Here is a 14,842-nt window from a genome sequence, read left to right on the forward strand (position 1 = left end):
GTGACCCGGGGCCCGGACGGAATCCGTCACCCGGTGAAAGGGGGTCGCTTCGGCACGGCAGCGTCTGAACACTGCGGCCGAAGGTCTCGCTGGCTGAACCGGTCGGAAGACCGGCAGCCTCCGGGCGCCGGCCGGGTCCGGTCTCACGATCGGGCCCAGCAGTATGTCGACGTTCCGGCGAAGAGCTACTCCCCTTCTGCTCCGTCCAGGGTAGCCGATCCGCAAACGATCACCACAGGCGATCACGGCGGACGATCACCGGAAACGGTCACGAGCCGCCCCCGGGGCCCGCGCCGTGCTCACCGGCACCGTCCCGGTGCAGCCGCCCCCGCGCGACCAGCTCCAGCACCACGGCGACCGCGACCGCCTGTACGGCCATGAGCGCGACCAGGACGAAGAGCTGGACGGCCCCGGCGAGGAGCGGCGAAGCGCCGCCCAGCAGCATGCCGACGAAGGCGCCGGGGAGGGTGACGAGGCCGACCGTACGGGTCTGGTCCAGCCCCGGAAGGAGGGCATCCGCCGCCGGTTTGCGGGCCACCTCCAGCCGGGCGTCCCGTTCGTACAGACCGAGCGCGAGCCCCGCCTCCACCTCTCCGTTCCGCTGCCGCAGCTCGTCGAGCGCCCGCCGCCCGGCCAGCACCGTCGCGGTCAGCGCCCCGCCGATCAGGATTCCCGTGACGGGCACCAGCGCGATGCCCTTCAACGGCACCAGACCGGTCAGCAGCAGCGCCCCGACGACCGGGAACACCCCCGCCCCGATCGGCAGCGCGACCCACCACCACGTCCCGTTGCGGGTGATCCGCCGCCCGGCGGTCCGGACGGCCACGGCGTACATCAGGAGGATGAAGCCGAAGAGCGCCGGCAGCGCGTGCACCACCCACCCGATGACCGCGGACACGGCGGCGAGCTGGGCCGCGGCCCGCGCGCCCGCGACGACGATCTCGCGGGACCTCCCGAGGTGCGCGACGGCGGCCACCACCGCGGCCACGACGAGCAGTACGGCGAGGACCGCCCCGAACGTGACATCGACCTTCAGCAGCACGCGCCAACCCTAGGGGGCGCCGGGCCCTGTCCGTGTAGGGCACAGGAACGTTCGACCCGATGAGAGTCCGATGAGAATCACCCCGAGGCCGTTACTTGAACTTGCAAGCACCTTTCCGGGGTACCTAACTTGAGAACCGTTCCCCCCACGGGCCGCCCCACCCGGGACCGGCCCCGCTCCCCCCACATCTGGAGCCCGCATGCCCGCTTCCCTGACCGCGAGCCTGAACCGGTACCAGCCGTATGCCATCGGTGGTTTCCGAATCGTCGTCGGCTTCCTCTTCGCCTGCCACGGCGCCGCCTCCCTCTTCGGACTGCTCGGCGTGCCGGACAACGCCACCGTGGACGCCTGGACCTGGCCGGGCTGGTACGCGGCGGTCATCCAGCTGGTCGGCGGCACCCTGGTGATGCTGGGCCTGGGCACCCGGGCGGCGGCCTTCGTCTCGTCGGGTTCGATGGCCTACGCGTACTTCAAGGTCCACCAGCCCGAGGCGCTGTTCCCGCTGGAGAACAACGGCGAGGCGTCGGCGATGTTCTGCTGGGCCTTCCTGCTGCTGGTATTCACCGGCCCGGGCGCACTGGCGCTGGACGGCCTCTTCGGCCGGAGCAGCGGCGCCACGGCCCGCGCGACGCTCCCCCGCGAGCACGCCCGCACCGCCCGCTAGTCCCTCCCCCCTTCCCGTCCTCCCCTCCCTCCCCCGGCCGACAACCGGTGCATCACGCATCGAGTATGTGTCGACACACAACGGAGCGCCCGGCCCCTCTTTGGAGGGTCCGGGCGTTACCCGTGGTCCCGGGCCCCGAGTACGGTCGGCGCAGCCATGCGGCGCGGGGGGCGCGGGGGCGGTCGGACACCACTTCGACGGACGGAAGAGGTGATGATCACAACATCCACGGCCCCGGATGCTTCGGCCGCGGAGATCACGCGTACGCTGTACAACTGCCAGTGCCACCGTCACAGGAATGACCGTCCGGACCGACACAGCACTGTCATCACACGGGGAAACGGGGAGAGTCAACAGTGCTGGAGAGTCTGGGGCCGCTGGTCGGCAGCCCTTGGATCTATGCCGTCGTGGCCCTCTCCGTGCTGCTCGACGTCTTTCTGCCGGTCCTGCCCAGCGGGGTCCTGGTGATCACCGCGGCGACGGCCGCGGCCGCGGGCAGCACGACCGTCACGGGCCAGGTGCCGCGTGAAGTGCCTTCGCTGCTGATCCTGATCCTCTGCGCGGCCACCGCATCCGTACTCGGCGATCTGGTCGCCTACCGGCTGGCCCGGCGCGGCGGAGACCGCTTCGACCGGGCGATCGCCCGGTCCCGCAGACTCACCAAGGCCCAGGCGCGGCTCGGCGCCACCTTGGCGCGGGGCGGCGGCGCCCTGGTGGTGATCGCCCGCTTCGCCCCGGCCGGCCGTTCCGTGGTCTCCCTCGGCGCGGGCGCGGCCCGCCGCCGGGTCCGGGAATTCCTCCCCTGGTCGGCGCTGGCGGGCGTGATCTGGGCGGGCTACAGCGTCGGCCTCGGCTACTTCGGCGGCCAGTGGCTGGGCGCGAGCTGGGTGGGCGCAGCGGTATCGGTCTTCGCCCTGTTCGGCGCGGGTGCCCTGGCGGCGTACGTCATGCGCCGCCGCCCGGCCCCGCAGCCGGCCACCGAACCGGCCTGACGGCGCCGCGAGGCGCTCGCGCCCCCTGTCTTCCCCTCTTCTTCAAACCCTCCCTCTTCTTCAGACCCTCTTGGCCCCTCCTCTGATCTCCAGACCGTCGAGCAGCCGGGCGGTGGCCTCGGCTATGTCGTCGACGGCTCGGTCGAACACCTCGCGGTTGTGGGCGGCCGGCGCCCGGAAGCCGGACACCTTGCGTACGTACTGCAGGGCGGCGGCACGGATGTCGTCCTCCGTGGCCTCCTCGGGCAGGACGGGCGGACGTAGGGTCTTGATGCTGCGGCACATGACTCCAGTGTGCTCCCGCCCACTGACAGCGTCCCCTTTGCTCACCGGGTGCCGAAGGCGCGCACGTACCTCTTCTGCCAGGGCGTCTCCACGGCGTGCCGGTCGTAGGCCCGCCGGACGTACGCCACCGCCTCGTCCGCCGGAACCCCGTCGAGTACGGCGAGGCAGGCCAGGGCGGTTCCGGTACGTCCCCGTCCGCCCCCGCACGCGACCTCGACCCGCTCGTCGCCGCAGCGCTCCAGCGTCCGGAGCAGCATCTGCTGCGCCTGCGGCCGGTCGGCGGGCAGCCGGAAATCGGGCCAGCGCAGCCAGGCGCTCTCCCACCCGACGGCGGGCGGCTCCTTCCCCAGCAGATAGACCCCGAACTCCGGCTCGGGCCCCTCGGGCAGTGCCCTGCGCAGCCCCCGCCCCCGCACGAACCGCCCCGACGGCAGTTCCATGACACCCGGAGCATCCGGTTCCCAGACACCCATGCGCCCACCTCCCCGATCGGCCTCCGACGCTACGCACCGCAGCCGGGGGCCTGCTCCGTTTCCCCGATATCACCGGTTCCGTTGAGATCGACGAGGGCGCGGACGAGCCCCGGCTCCGATTCGGGGAAATCCATGGCGACGATCCCGAGGCCGGGCCGACCGCGGACGGCGGAGCCCAGCCGGGCGAGGAGCGCGCGATTGACGACGGCGGCGGTTTCGCGGGGCACGCTCCCGTCCGCCGCCCCGCCCGTGAAGGTGACGGCGAACTCTGCGGAGTCCGCCCGGACCCGGCGGAGCCGGTCGCTGTATCGCACCCCGGGCAGCGCGTCGTGACCGCCGACAACGACGACCCGGCCGCGCGCCTCCCCCAGTACCGGGATGTCGTCACCGACCCGGAGGAGGGACCGCCAGTCCCGGTGGTACCGGTCGAAGAGGCTCCGGAAGACGCGGTCGCTCTCGTCCGAGTACTCCTGCCGGATACGCATCAGCACGGCCTCCGAGGGGTGCGCACGCAGGAAGTCCCAGCAGTCCCCGAGAATCTCGCCGAGGACGACGTTCTGGAAGACCTCGCCGTGATGGAGGGTGAAGGCACCGTTGGTGGCACGGCAGCGGAGGTCCAGAAAGCGGATGCCTCCGTTGAGCTGCTGCTCGACGGAGGTGTCCTGACAGACGGCCCACGGCGGCCCGAAGCAGGACGCGGAGTGGTGGGTACCGGGGATCGTGAGGTGCTCCAGCCGGGTCGCATCACCGAGCCCACCCATCCAGGAGCGAACCCCCGGGTCCCCGGCGACGGTCAGAGTCGTTGCTTCCACCAGTACCGCTCCTCACAATATTTCCCAAATACCTACATATCACCCATATCCTCCTCTCCTGCTCACCGACAGAGAGCTCTTCGCGTTCGGAACACCCCGCCGCAGGAGCAGGAGCTACCTGGAAGAAGTGCCTTACGGGCCCGACGGGTTGCCCACCCCGCCAATAACGCCCACCACGGCCGTACACACAGACGAATCACCACCCCTCCGAGTGACACGACAGGCCGTCGTGCCGCCGCTCACGAGCGACACCGGGCACCGCTCGCCGGGCAGACCAAAGACCCCGGGCCACACCCGGCCAGGGGTCTTTGCGCAGATGGGAGGGGCCTTCGGACATGACGGTCCGGCACTCCCCCGCCCGTCCGGACAGCAGGAAGCGCCTGCGGAACGACACGTTCCGCGTCAACCCGTCTTCAAACCGGATTCATTCATCCAGGTGGAGGAGCGCACCCCCCGGCAAGCGCGCCCCGTTAGCGATTGCGACGCATTGGTTGGGATCGGCGCCGCAGTGGCTCGTCTCGTCTTGGCAGGATCCGGCGAGCCCCCACGACGCCTCCCCTTTCTCCGGAGGTCGCCATGGCGCAACCCCCCGAGGACCCGCGGTCTCCCGCGGGCCGCTCTTTCTCCCTCCAGGCCCCCACCGAGGCGGCCCTCGCCTCCTCGGGCCCCGGCTGCCTGATGGTCCTGCTGGCGGTGGGCGACCAGCCCCCGCTGACGGCGCTGCTGCTCTCCCTCGCGATGGTCCTCGGCCTGCGCCTGACCCTCCTGCCCGCGACCGCATGGTCCGGAGCATGGGCCGCGCTGCGCCGCGAGAAGTAGCCCACCGTCCCACCCCTTCTATGGCTCCCGGCCCGCCGCCCCACCCGGACGGCGGGCCCTCTTCCGCGCGCGCCTGCTCCATCTGGAAACGAACCACTACCGCACGGGCCACGGGCACTCACCCGTTAGGGGTACTCCATGTGAGTGACAAAACCCCTCAACTCCCGTTCATTCATCGCATGTTTACCGCTCGCCCGATCGCCCCTGCCGGATGCAGTGACGCGGTAAACGGCTTCACGCAGTTGCGAGACGAAGACCACGGACCGCCGCCCGGCCGGGATGTCGAGGATCTCCACGGTGCGGTCGACCTGCCGAGTTCGGCCGACGCTCTCATCGCGGAGACCCGGGAGGCAGGCAAGGAGTCGGCGGCCCTGTTCGCGGCCGGGGGGAGCGCTGAGGGCAGCGAGGGCGACGGCGGGTTCCGGGGCTCGCTGCCGGCGCGTTCACCGGTGAGGCCCCATCCGGGGCTGTTCGCGGTCCGGTCCCAGTGGATGCGCTCGTGGCCCGGGGGCGCTGCGATCGGTCACCTGCTGGAAATCGGCGGGTTCAACCCAAGAACAACTGAGCGCCCCGGGCGGCACTGGCTAGTCCTCCAGTGCCGCTGTGCGCCGACGTCAATGTCAGCAGGGGATGTCAGATCACCTGGTTCGGCATCTGCAGAAGATCGGCCGCCTTGAGCGGTCGCGACAAGGCTTCCGCCGCGCGCCTGTCAGCTGCATGCTTTTGCGCAATCGAGACCCGCAGTTCCCCGGGAGTCGGCCACGGAGCGCGCCGGTGGATCATGCGGTGACAGTTGGCACATATGAGGGCGAGATCGCTGAGCTTAGTTCGCCCCTCGCCCGCTTCGTGCAGCGGTACGACATGGTGGCATTCGATGTATCCGGCACCACGGTCGCCGTAGACCTGCTCGAAGTCGAACCCACACGCCTCGCACTCCAGCGGCATGCCACGCTGGAGCACGGAAGCGATCTTCTTCTTGCGCAGGCTCTTGCTGCGCTCGCGAGCCTGATGCCGACGCATGAGGAGCCGCCCCTCGGGAGCGCTGTAGTCGTCGAGTTCCTCGTCCTCAGTTGGCGGAAGTCGCTGCAAGTCGCCGATCGTAATGCCCTGGCGGATGAGCCGTGCAACCCCGGCCATCTGGTCAGGGCGGGCGAGAAACTCCATCAGCACCGCAACGTCGAGAGCGCCGCCATTGGTGGGCTTGCCCTGATACTCCGGATGCCGCGTGGCGATGTCGAACGTCTTGCGCGCCACTCCATTCGGGTTGCGGAACTTCTCGTTGCGCTCCACCTCGGCATGAAGGGGAAGCAACTGAAGCAGTCCTGACAACTCGACCACTCTGGCGTCCTGAGCATCAAGCCCCTTCCAGCCATTCTCCATCACGAGCTGGCAGGCAAGGATGATCTCGTCCCGGGCCCAATCAGGGTTCTTGACGGCCTTGACCTGGAAGCCGGCCCGCTTCAGCCATGCTGCGGCGTGCTCCTTGCCTCCACTGAACTCGTCAGCTCTGAGGGCTCGCCCCTGATCCCACTGATGCGCCACACCGGCTATGGCTTTGGAGTCATACTCCCGCCCGTTGTGCACGACAACGTACGACCGAGCCTCGCCGAAGCCGTACCGCGCCAGGAACTCGTACCGCCCCAGCTCGTCGTACTCCGCAATGGCCTTGAGTACGGATCCCTGTGTGATCGCTCCTCTGCGCATGGCGGAAGCGTACGACCCACTGCTGACAGTCCCCTGCCAATCGACGCAGCGCGACGAGGCTGCTCTGCACCATGCGCCCGGGTATACACCGGATGCCCTCTTGCGTAACTCAGAGCCAGCCTGCACGGTTTCGTTGAATGCTGCTCGGCACTCAGGTGTCCCCAGGGGGAAGGGCGGTAGGCCATGAGGACGGTAACAGCGTGGGCGGAGAAAACTTTTGGTGACGCCGCCAGCCAGCTGACTCACCTGATCCCCGCCAGCCTGGTCCGAGCACATGACAGGGCCCGAAGCGGGCACGAAGGGGTACAGACTCAGACTCTGGAGGCGTACGGACACGGCCTCTACGCCGCCCAGTACGAGGAGCTGGAAGTCAGCCTCGCCCCGCTCTCTGCGGCCGCCCCGGTGCGCCTACAGGGACGAACGCTCATGCTCCTGGGCGACCAGTTGATCTATCCGCTCCGCTACGCGAAGAGAGACGTACCCGTCACGGCGGCACGGCTACGGCGGGCCACGGGCCTTCGCGCGGACCTCATACGCCGACACGGCCCTGAACCCATGCAGCAGGCCTTCGATCTCGGCTTCGAAGAGCCCGACGAGCTCGATCCGCACCCCGACCTCGCCTTGCTGTCAAAGAATGTCAAGCTCGTCCTCGTCGCCTACGCCTGCTCCATGGTTCAAGGCGTCATGCGCATCGAGTGGGGCTCTGCAGAACTGCGCCAAGAGGACCGCCACCTCATCTGGCACCACCACGAGCCGCTACCCCTGATCACCTAGGGTCAAAGGCCCCAGACCATGATCGGTCCGGGGCCTTTGTCGTGGTTACTCCTGGTGGGCTCGGACGGTTTCGAACCGCTGGCATCTGCTTTGCGAGTTCGATCGTTCGTCGGCGCGACTAGGGAACCACCTGGGCGTGCAAGCCGTACCTGGGCGCCCAGGTTTGCTGATGTCCGGCATCGTTGATGTCACTCATGGATATCAGAACGGAGTAACAACGCGCGCCTGCTGGCACGATGGTCCCGTGGTGAACCTGGAGCGCATCAAAGCAGAGACCGCGACGTACTTCCGAGTACTCGACGAGACTGCCATCCTGCGACACCACTTCCGCCACGCTGATGACGAGGGCAGTCTCTGGTACTTCGAGAATGTCCCGGAGCATGGTGAGTTGATCGTCATCAAGCAGGCCGAGTTGACTTCGGCCGGCCGGCTCCACCGCTACTGCTGGGAACACTTGGAGGACGAATACGGCGGTCTGACAGACCAAGCCATCGACCCTGAAGAGGATCCGATGGAGGCGATACCGGCTGAAGAGTTCCAGCAAGTGTGGATGCGGTGAGCTGGCTGGGCCTGAGGCGAGAGGGAGGCAGCTCCATCGTTGATCTGTCACTGCTTGTTGACCATGGTCAGCCTGGAGTGGCCCCGCACGACCCAAGGACGGCCCAGATTTTCGGGTGAGGAGGGGCCTGCCGGTTCCGCACTCGCGCGGGTTCGGCCAGCTCCACGGTGATGGAGATCCTCGGGCACAGTCAGATCGCGGTCACCATGAACGTGTATACCCACGTCGTGCAGGACACCCAGCGGGAGGCCGTGAGCCATATGGACCGGCTGCTCAGGAGGCGTCCCGTCCGTGAATGATCACGGACGTTGATGTCAGATACGGATGTCAAAGGCCCCGGACCATGATCGGTCCGGGGCCTTTGTCCTGGTGGGCGCGGACGGTTTCGAACCGCCGACATCTGCTTTGTAAGAGCAGCGCTCTACCCCTGAGCTACGCACCCGTGGATGAGAGAACAGCCTACATGGCGCAGCGGGGCCGACCGCAAACGCGTTCCCGCGGGGGTGGTGGGGAGGGGGGGTAGCCCTACCGCGGATGCGGTGGGTCGCCGGATCGTGAGGGAGGACCGGGCGATCTAGCTTTGGGGGAAATGGTGGATCGGCAGGGGGAAGGACTCGTTATGGACGGCCGTGCCGCCCGGGGAATCGTGGCGATCGGGGTGGGGGGTGTGCTGGTGTTCGGGGTCGTGGGGTGCGGGGCCGCCGATGCGGAGGGGGCTCCCGTGGAGCGGAAGTCCTTCGCCGTCGTCGGGAAGGAGCTGACCGTCGATGTGGACGACTCCGATGTGACGCTCGTGCCCGGGGACGGCGACCAGGTGAAGGTCACCCGGCAGGTCGACGGGTGGGCGGTGGTGGGGGGCGGGCCCGATCCGCAGTGGCGGATGGAGGACGGGCGGCTGATCCTGCGCACCAACTGCGACGGGTTCGTCGGCGACTGCGACTCCCGGCACACCGTGGAGGTGCCCAAAGGAGTCGCCGTCACCGTGGACCACGACAACGGGAAGGTGAACGCCTCCGCGTTCGCCGCTCCCCTCAAGATCTCCTCGGACAACGGCGACGTGACCGTCAGAGGCACCACCGGTGATCTGCGGCTCAGTACGTCGAACGGGGATGTCCGGCTGGAGGACGTCAGCTCCCGGGAGGTGAACGTCAAGAGCGACAACGGCAAGGTGAAGGTGCGGATGAAGACGGCCGCCGAGAAGCTGGAGGCCGTCACCGACAACGGGGACATCGTGGTGGAGCTGCCGTCCGCCGGGGCTCCGTACGCGGTCAATTCGAATGCCGACAACGGGTCCCGGAAGATACGCCTGTCCGACGCCGAGCAGGACGACAGCAGTCCGCGCAAGGTGCGGGCGGAGAGCAACAACGGTGATGTGACCGTACGGCTCAAGGGGTAACCGAACGGCCCGTGTGTGCGTCCGTACCAGGTGGGACAATGGTCCGACCGGGTACGGCGACACGGCACGGGAGAGGGTAGTGACGGCGACACACGCGCGGCAGCGGACCTCGGCCACAGCGAGTGCCGTCAGTGCCGTCAAGGATGTGCTCCGGCTTGTGCTGCTGCCCGTGCCGCTGTTCGCCGGGGCGCTGGCGGGGGCCTTCGCCGGCGGGGGGACGCGCCGCTGGTTCGGGGGGCGCGGGGAGAGTCTGCGGGCCGATGCGCAGGCCGCGAAGGACGCCGCGGCCGCCGCCTTCTACGAACTGGACAGTGCCCAGCGCGAGCTGCGGATCTCCATCGAGACGATCACCGCGGTGGACGATTCGCCGACCACCCGGCGGGCCGCGGAGGGGTTCGCGGCGCTGGGGCAGCGGATCGACGAGGCCAGCGGGCGGTACATCACCGCGGTCGACGCCCACGATCTCGACCGGGACGATCTCGACGCCTCCGTCGCCGCCCGGGCCCGGACCGAGCTGAACCGGGCCAAGGACGAGCTGGTCTCGGTCAAGGCCGAGCTGGACCGGTTCGGGGAGGGACTGGGGCCGCTGCTCGACAAGGCCGAGACCCGGCTCGCCCGGCTGCTGCCCGCCACCGAGCGGGCCAGGGCGGCCCTGCTCGCCGCGAGCAACGCCCTGGACGAGGCGCGCGGCTCCGGGCTGCGGGCTGATGATCTCGCCGCCCGGCTGGCCCGGCTCGGCCCCGAGCTGACCAAGCTCAACCAGGGCGCCGGGCGCCACGGCGTCACCGAGACGCTGCACCGTGCCGACCAGGTTCTGCGCGAGGCCGAAGCGGTCCGGGCCGATGCCGAGAAGCTGCCCTCCCTCGCCGCCGACACCGACAAGCGCCTGGTCTCCCTCCGTACCCGGGCCCAGGCCCTCACCACCCGTGCCCAGGGCGTCGAACCGGTCCTCAGCGAACTGCGCCGCCGCTACTCCGCTGCCTGCTGGCAGGACCTCCAGCCGGTGCCCGAGCGGGCCGCCGCCGATATTCGGCTCGCCGAGCAGCGGCTCACGGAGGCCGCAGCCGCCCGCGACGAGCAGCGCTGGCCCGATGTCACCGCGCTGCTCGGGACCGTGCGCGCCCTGCTGAACAGCACGGACGAGGCGATCTCCGCCGCCCGTGAGCGGCTGGAGCGGCTGGACGCCGTCGCCCGGGACCGGCGGCCGGAGATCGACCGCACCCGCTTTGCGCTCCGTGACGCCCAGCGCCTCGCCATGGCCGGGCGCGACCGGCCCGACCCCCGGCACGCCCGGCCGCTGGACGAGGCGGTCGCCCGGCTCGACCGGGCCGTCGCCTCCCTGGAGGGCCGGCACCCGGACTACTGGCACTTCCTCACCGAGGCGGAGGCCGTCCGGCGGACCGCCGCCCGGACCGTGGAGCAGATCCGCGAGGAGCGGGCCGCGGGCTGAGCCCCAGGACCGCCGGGCCGCCGGGCCGCCGGGCCGCCGGGCCGCCGGGCCGCCGGGCCCCTGATTTGAAGGGGCGGCGCTGCGGGCGGATGCTGGGAGGTACGAGTACGCGAAACGGTTCGTACCCGAGGAGGCCGCTCATGGCCGCACATGTACTGCCCCACAGGACCCGGCAGCCGCGGAACCGCCCGCGCGCCACACTCGACGAGCATCTGCCCGTCGACCACCGGCTCAGCCGCGTCTACCGGATCGGCGCGGGAGTGATGGGCGCGTTCCTGGTCGCCTTCGGCATCCTGGGGCTGGTCGACAAGATCGGCTTCTTCAACACCCACGGCGCGACTGTCATCGGCCTGAACACCAACGGCGCCCTGAGCGTGCTGTCGATCTGCGTGGGTGCGCTGCTCCTCTTCGGGATGCTGAAGGGCGGCAACTTCGCCTCGACCCTCAACATGGTCCTCGGCATCCTCTTCATCGCCAGCGGCTTCATCAATCTCGCCCTGCTGGACACCAGCTTCAATCCCTTCGCGTTCAAGATTCAGAACGTGCTGTTCAGCTTTGTGGTGGGGCTGCTGCTGATGTTCTTCGGCATGTACGGGCGGGTCAGCTCGACGCTTCCGCACGACAACCCGTACTGGAAGGCCCGCCATCCCCAGGAGGCCGAGGACGAGGCCCGGGCCGCGCGGGCCCGTGGATCGGCGGTTTCCACCGGGGTCCACGATTCCGGGGGCGGCGCGTAACGGGACAGCCCCTTAACCTTGGCGCATGCCCCGATACGAGTTCCGCTGCCGCACCTGTGACGACACCTTCGAGATCGACCGGCCGATGGCCCGCTCCGGCGAGCCCGCGAGCTGCCCCGACGGGCACGACGACACGGTGAAGCTGCTCTCCGCGGTCGCCGTGGGCGGTACGGCCACGGGTGCGCCGCGCGCCGCCGCTTCCGGTGGCGGTGGCGGGGGCTGCTGCGGTGGCGGCTGCTGCGGCTGAACCCCGGCCGGGCCCGTCCCCCGTCGGGTACGAGGGTGGGCGTACGGGCCCGCCGTCAGGTGCCGAGATAGCGCAGGACCGCCATCACCCGGCGCGAGTAGCCCGCCGTCCGGGTCAGCTCCAGCTTGTCGAAGATCGCGTTGATGTGCTTCTCGACCGCGCTCTGCGAGACGTACAGCCGTTCCGCGATCGCGCGGTTGGCGTGCCCCTGGGCCATCTCCGCCAGGACCTCCCGCTCCCTGGCCGTCAGCCGGGCGAGCGGGTCCGTCCTGGTGCTGCGGGCCATCAGCCGCCGGACGACCTCCGGGTCGAAGGCGGCCCGGCCGCGCCCCACCCGGTCCAGTGCGTCGAGGAACTCGTCGATCTCGACGACCCGGTCCTTCAGCAGATAGCCCACGCCCCGGGACTCCCCGCTCAGCAGCTCGTTGGCGTACCGCCGCTCCACGTACTGCGAGAGCACCAGCACCCCCACCTCGGGCCGGCGGCGGCGGATCTCCAGTGCCGCCCGCAGTCCCTCGTCGGTGTGCGTCGGGGGCATCCGGACATCGGCGACGACCACATCGGGCGCCCCGGCTTCGACCGCGGCGAGCAGCGCCTCGCCGTCGCCCACGGCCGCGACGACCTCGTGCCCCTCCTCGGCCAGCAGCCTGACGAGTCCCTCCCGCAGCAGGGTCGAATCCTCGGCGACGACTATGCGCACGGCAGCTCCGCGGTGATGGTGGTGGGTCCGCCGGGCGGGCTGTGCACCGCGAACCGGCCGTCGAGGGCGGCGACCCGGCGCGCCAGCCCGGTGAGTCCGCCGCCCGCCGGATCGGCGCCGCCGCGACCGTCGTCCTCGACGAGCAGTCCGAACGTGCCCCCGCCCCCGCCGTCGTTTCCGTTGCCGCTTCCGGCCCGGTGGACACGGACGCGGATCCGGGTGGCGTCCGCATGTTTGACGACATTGGTCACGGCTTCCGAGACGACGAAGTACAGCACCGTCGCGGCACGGCGGGCGGGCGGCCGGCCCCCGTCGTCGTAACCGAGGTCGACGGGGAGCGGGCTGCGTTCGGCGACGCTCTCCAGCGCCACGGAAAGACCGGCTTCGTCGAGCACGGCGGGGTGCACCCGCCAGGCGACCTCCCGCAGCTCGGCCAGCGCCCGCCGGTTCTCCTCCTGGGCCTGGCGGAGGAGCCGCCCGGCGCGTTCGGGGTCGGTGCTGCGCCGGGCCCGGCCCAGCAGGATCCCGAGGGCGACGAGCTGCTGCTGGACGCCGTCGTGGAGATCGCGTTCGATCCGGCGCCGCTCCTCGTCGACGGCGTCGACGACCTCGGAGCGGCTGGTGGCGAGCTCGTCGATACGGCGCCGGAGGGCCGCGTGCGGTCCGGGGCCGAGCACCCGGCGGACGAGCCCGGCCTCCAGCAGGACCGTGCCGTAGACGCCCTGGGCGGTGAGGACCAGCAGGAACGCCCCGAGGAGCCCGGTGCCGATCGCCTCCAGCGGATAGTCCACGAGGATCACGAACCAGCCGAGCAGCCCGACGAGAAACCAGAACAGTCCCGTCGCCATCAGCGCCAGGACCATTCCGCCGAGAAGGCCGAGGGGGATGCGGTACAGGGTGTAGCGGAGCGCGTCGGCGGGCGAGTAGCCGGCCGGGGGCACGATTCCGCAGAACGTCTCCAGCCTGCGCAGCTCGGCCCGGGCCACCCGGGCGCCGACGGCGGTCAGCGGGCGCAGGACGGCCCGGCGGGCCCCCGGGAGGGCAAGGACCGTCAGGAGCGCCAGTCCGGCGGGTACGGCGGCGAGCAGGCCCGCCAGCGCGGTCAGCGCCCCGATCGCGAGCCCTGCGAGGGCCCTGCCTCCGCGGACCGCGAGCCGCCGGAGGGAGGCGTCGCGGTGTGAGGGGGCGGGTACGGGAACGGGCCCCTCGGCCCTTCCGGCGTCTCCGGCACTTCCGATGGCTCCAGTGCCTCCAGTGCCGTCGGCCGTTTCCGTCTCCCCCATGCCCGTCACGCCCCCTCCGCCCCCTGCGTCCCCTGCGTCCCCTGCGTCCCACAGATCTGCCAGATCTGTAGCGGCTTGCCCGGTTCCTTCCCTGGGACCGGCCCCGCCCGGTTCCGGCGCATCACCCTAGCCAGCGTGACCCCACCGGCACACTGCGGTAAACCGCAGGTCAGTCTGTGGGGGGCTTCAGACTGTCTTCAGCCGGCATTCATTACCTTTGATACATGGACCCCATGATCGTGACCGCCGCCGCGCCGATCGAGAGCAGTGCTCCGGGCTGGATCAACAGCCTCATGGACACCCTCGGCGCACCGGGTGCTGGCATCGCCATCGCCCTGGAGAACCTCTTTCCACCGCTCCCCAGTGAAGTGATTCTTCCGCTCGCCGGCTTCGCGTCCAGCACGGGTCAGATGAACCTCGTCGCCGCACTGATCTGGACCACGATCGGTTCGGTCGTCGGAGCGTGGGCGCTGTACGGGGTCGGGGCGGCACTCGGCCGGGACCGTACGGTGGCGATCGCGTCCAAGCTTCCGCTGCTGAAGGTCTCGGACATCGAGAAGACGGAGGCCTGGTTCATCAAGCACGGCCCGAAGGCGGTCTTCTTCGGGCGCATGATCCCGATCTTCCGCTCGCTGATATCCGTCCCCGCGGGGGTGGAGCGGATGTCGCTCCCCCTGTTCCTGGGGCTGACGACGCTCGGCAGCGCGATCTGGAACACCGTCTTCGTCATGGCCGGGTATCTGCTCGGCGAGAACTGGGAGTCCGTGACGGGGTACGTCTCCACCTACTCCAAGCTGGTCCTGGTCGGGGCCGTACTCGCGGTCGTGGGGTTCTTCGTGGTCCGGCTGCTGAAGTCGGGTTCGGGCAGCCGGCGCCGGGCCTGACGAAAGAAGACGGACGGAGAC

General features: G+C 70.0%; 17 protein-coding genes, 1 tRNA gene and 1 pseudogene. 11 read left to right on the plus strand and 8 right to left on the minus strand.

Going from position 1 to position 14,842, the window contains the following annotated elements; genetic code table 11:
* Positions 1–268: 268 nt before the first annotated feature.
* On the minus strand, positions 269–1,042 hold the full coding sequence (locus B7R87_RS08260) for an ABC transporter permease (protein ID WP_006349509.1): 774 nt from the start codon (positions 1,040–1,042) through the stop codon (positions 269–271).
* A 199-nt stretch (positions 1,043–1,241) separates the two neighbouring features.
* On the opposite strand from B7R87_RS08260, the gene B7R87_RS08265 reads away from it, so the two are divergent.
* Positions 1,242–1,706 carry a DoxX family protein gene (locus tag B7R87_RS08265; RefSeq protein ID WP_006349508.1) on the plus strand — a complete coding sequence of 155 codons (465 nt, stop codon included), beginning with the start codon at positions 1,242–1,244 and terminating at the stop codon, positions 1,704–1,706.
* A 356-nt stretch (positions 1,707–2,062) separates the two neighbouring features.
* A complete protein-coding gene (locus tag B7R87_RS08270; RefSeq protein WP_006349507.1) occupies positions 2,063–2,698 on the plus strand; it encodes a DedA family protein in 636 nt (211 codons plus the stop codon).
* Between the two features lie 60 nt (positions 2,699–2,758).
* On the opposite strand, the gene B7R87_RS08275 is transcribed toward B7R87_RS08270, so the two are convergent.
* Genes B7R87_RS08275 through B7R87_RS08285 form a run of 3 tightly spaced genes read right to left on the minus strand, consistent with a single transcriptional unit; the run spans position 2,759 to position 4,268 of the window.
* Positions 2,759–2,983, minus strand: coding sequence for a DUF2277 domain-containing protein (locus B7R87_RS08275; protein WP_006349506.1), 225 nt, complete (start codon positions 2,981–2,983; stop codon positions 2,759–2,761).
* A gap of 41 nt (positions 2,984–3,024) precedes the next feature.
* A complete protein-coding gene (locus B7R87_RS08280) occupies positions 3,025–3,456 on the minus strand; it encodes a protein-tyrosine phosphatase family protein (RefSeq protein ID WP_006349505.1) in 432 nt (143 codons plus the stop codon).
* Positions 3,457–3,485: 29 nt separating this feature from the next.
* Positions 3,486–4,268 (minus strand): phosphatidylinositol-specific phospholipase C domain-containing protein, encoded by a 783-nt coding sequence (locus B7R87_RS08285; protein WP_006349504.1) that lies wholly within the window; start codon positions 4,266–4,268, stop codon positions 3,486–3,488.
* A gap of 576 nt (positions 4,269–4,844) precedes the next feature.
* Here B7R87_RS08285 and B7R87_RS08290 point away from each other — a divergent pair.
* Positions 4,845–5,087: a hypothetical protein gene (locus B7R87_RS08290; protein WP_006349503.1), complete on the plus strand. Its 243-nt coding sequence runs from the start codon at positions 4,845–4,847 to the stop codon at positions 5,085–5,087.
* Between the two features lie 633 nt (positions 5,088–5,720).
* Here B7R87_RS08290 and B7R87_RS08295 read toward each other — a convergent pair.
* Complete coding sequence (locus tag B7R87_RS08295) at positions 5,721–6,791, minus strand: HNH endonuclease (protein WP_006349502.1); 1,071 nt, start codon at positions 6,789–6,791, stop codon at positions 5,721–5,723.
* Positions 6,792–6,974: 183 nt separating this feature from the next.
* Here B7R87_RS08295 and B7R87_RS08300 point away from each other — a divergent pair, with 183 nt between their 5' ends.
* The 3 genes and pseudogenes from B7R87_RS08300 to B7R87_RS08310 all read left to right on the plus strand — a co-directional run.
* Positions 6,975–7,565 carry a hypothetical protein gene (locus tag B7R87_RS08300; RefSeq protein ID WP_006349501.1) on the plus strand — a complete coding sequence of 197 codons (591 nt, stop codon included), beginning with the start codon at positions 6,975–6,977 and terminating at the stop codon, positions 7,563–7,565.
* Between the two features lie 244 nt (positions 7,566–7,809).
* A complete protein-coding gene (locus tag B7R87_RS08305; protein WP_006349500.1) occupies positions 7,810–8,124 on the plus strand; it encodes a hypothetical protein in 315 nt (104 codons plus the stop codon).
* A gap of 140 nt (positions 8,125–8,264) precedes the next feature.
* A pseudogene (locus B7R87_RS08310) lies at positions 8,265–8,423 on the plus strand (site-specific integrase); the annotation flags it as partial.
* A 68-nt stretch (positions 8,424–8,491) separates the two neighbouring features.
* On the opposite strand, the gene B7R87_RS08315 reads toward B7R87_RS08310, so the two are convergent.
* Positions 8,492–8,566 (minus strand) — tRNA-Val (locus tag B7R87_RS08315).
* Between the two features lie 177 nt (positions 8,567–8,743).
* Here B7R87_RS08315 and B7R87_RS08320 point away from each other — a divergent pair.
* The 4 genes from B7R87_RS08320 to B7R87_RS08335 all read left to right on the plus strand — a co-directional run bounded on the left by B7R87_RS08320 (position 8,744) and on the right by B7R87_RS08335 (position 11,954).
* Positions 8,744–9,520: a DUF4097 family beta strand repeat-containing protein gene (locus B7R87_RS08320; protein ID WP_006349498.1), complete on the plus strand. Its 777-nt coding sequence runs from the start codon at positions 8,744–8,746 to the stop codon at positions 9,518–9,520.
* 79 nt (positions 9,521–9,599) lie between these two features.
* Complete coding sequence (locus tag B7R87_RS08325) at positions 9,600–10,970, plus strand: hypothetical protein (protein WP_130584587.1); 1,371 nt, start codon at positions 9,600–9,602, stop codon at positions 10,968–10,970.
* Positions 10,971–11,110: 140 nt separating this feature from the next.
* Entirely contained in the window at positions 11,111–11,707 is a 597-nt protein-coding gene (locus B7R87_RS08330) for a DUF4383 domain-containing protein (protein ID WP_006349496.1), read from the plus strand.
* Positions 11,708–11,732: 25 nt separating this feature from the next.
* The gene (locus B7R87_RS08335; RefSeq protein WP_006349495.1) at positions 11,733–11,954 is read left to right on the plus strand and encodes an FmdB family zinc ribbon protein; all 222 of its coding nucleotides are present in this window, start codon (positions 11,733–11,735) and stop codon (positions 11,952–11,954) included.
* A 55-nt stretch (positions 11,955–12,009) separates the two neighbouring features.
* On the opposite strand, the gene B7R87_RS08340 is transcribed toward B7R87_RS08335, so the two are convergent.
* Both B7R87_RS08340 and B7R87_RS08345 read right to left on the minus strand, forming a co-directional pair.
* A complete protein-coding gene (locus tag B7R87_RS08340; protein ID WP_006349494.1) occupies positions 12,010–12,654 on the minus strand; it encodes a response regulator transcription factor in 645 nt (214 codons plus the stop codon).
* Positions 12,645–13,937, minus strand: a complete 1,293-nt coding sequence (locus B7R87_RS08345) for a sensor histidine kinase (RefSeq protein ID WP_006349493.1) — start codon at positions 13,935–13,937, stop codon at positions 12,645–12,647. Before B7R87_RS08345 ends, B7R87_RS08340 begins: the two co-directional genes overlap by 10 nt.
* 233 nt (positions 13,938–14,170) lie before the next feature.
* Between B7R87_RS08345 and B7R87_RS08350 the strand changes: the two genes are divergently transcribed.
* Positions 14,171–14,821, plus strand: a complete 651-nt coding sequence (locus tag B7R87_RS08350) for a DedA family protein (protein ID WP_006349492.1) — start codon at positions 14,171–14,173, stop codon at positions 14,819–14,821.
* Positions 14,822–14,842: the final 21 nt, after the last annotated feature.

It is taken from the genome of Streptomyces tsukubensis (assembly GCF_003932715.1).
Taxonomy (GTDB): domain Bacteria; phylum Actinomycetota; class Actinomycetes; order Streptomycetales; family Streptomycetaceae; genus Streptomyces; species Streptomyces tsukubensis.

Excerpts from the sequence above, each read along its gene's own strand:
- B7R87_RS08265 (WP_006349508.1), top strand. The coding sequence starts at position 1,242 with ATGCCCGCTTCCCTGACCGCGAGCCTGAACCGGTACCAGCCGTATGCC.
- B7R87_RS08275 (WP_006349506.1), bottom strand. The coding sequence starts at position 2,983 with ATGTGCCGCAGCATCAAGACCCTACGTCCGCCCGTCCTGCCCGAGGAG.
- B7R87_RS08280 (WP_006349505.1), bottom strand. The coding sequence starts at position 3,456 with ATGGGTGTCTGGGAACCGGATGCTCCGGGTGTCATGGAACTGCCGTCG.
- B7R87_RS08290 (WP_006349503.1), top strand. The coding sequence starts at position 4,845 with ATGGCGCAACCCCCCGAGGACCCGCGGTCTCCCGCGGGCCGCTCTTTC.
- B7R87_RS08295 (WP_006349502.1), bottom strand. The coding sequence starts at position 6,791 with ATGCGCAGAGGAGCGATCACACAGGGATCCGTACTCAAGGCCATTGCG.
- B7R87_RS08300 (WP_006349501.1), top strand. The coding sequence starts at position 6,975 with ATGAGGACGGTAACAGCGTGGGCGGAGAAAACTTTTGGTGACGCCGCC.
- B7R87_RS08320 (WP_006349498.1), top strand. The coding sequence starts at position 8,744 with ATGGACGGCCGTGCCGCCCGGGGAATCGTGGCGATCGGGGTGGGGGGT.
- B7R87_RS08330 (WP_006349496.1), top strand. The coding sequence starts at position 11,111 with ATGGCCGCACATGTACTGCCCCACAGGACCCGGCAGCCGCGGAACCGC.
- B7R87_RS08335 (WP_006349495.1), top strand. The coding sequence starts at position 11,733 with ATGCCCCGATACGAGTTCCGCTGCCGCACCTGTGACGACACCTTCGAG.
- B7R87_RS08345 (WP_006349493.1), bottom strand. The coding sequence starts at position 13,937 with ATGGGGGAGACGGAAACGGCCGACGGCACTGGAGGCACTGGAGCCATC.
- B7R87_RS08350 (WP_006349492.1), top strand. The coding sequence starts at position 14,171 with ATGATCGTGACCGCCGCCGCGCCGATCGAGAGCAGTGCTCCGGGCTGG.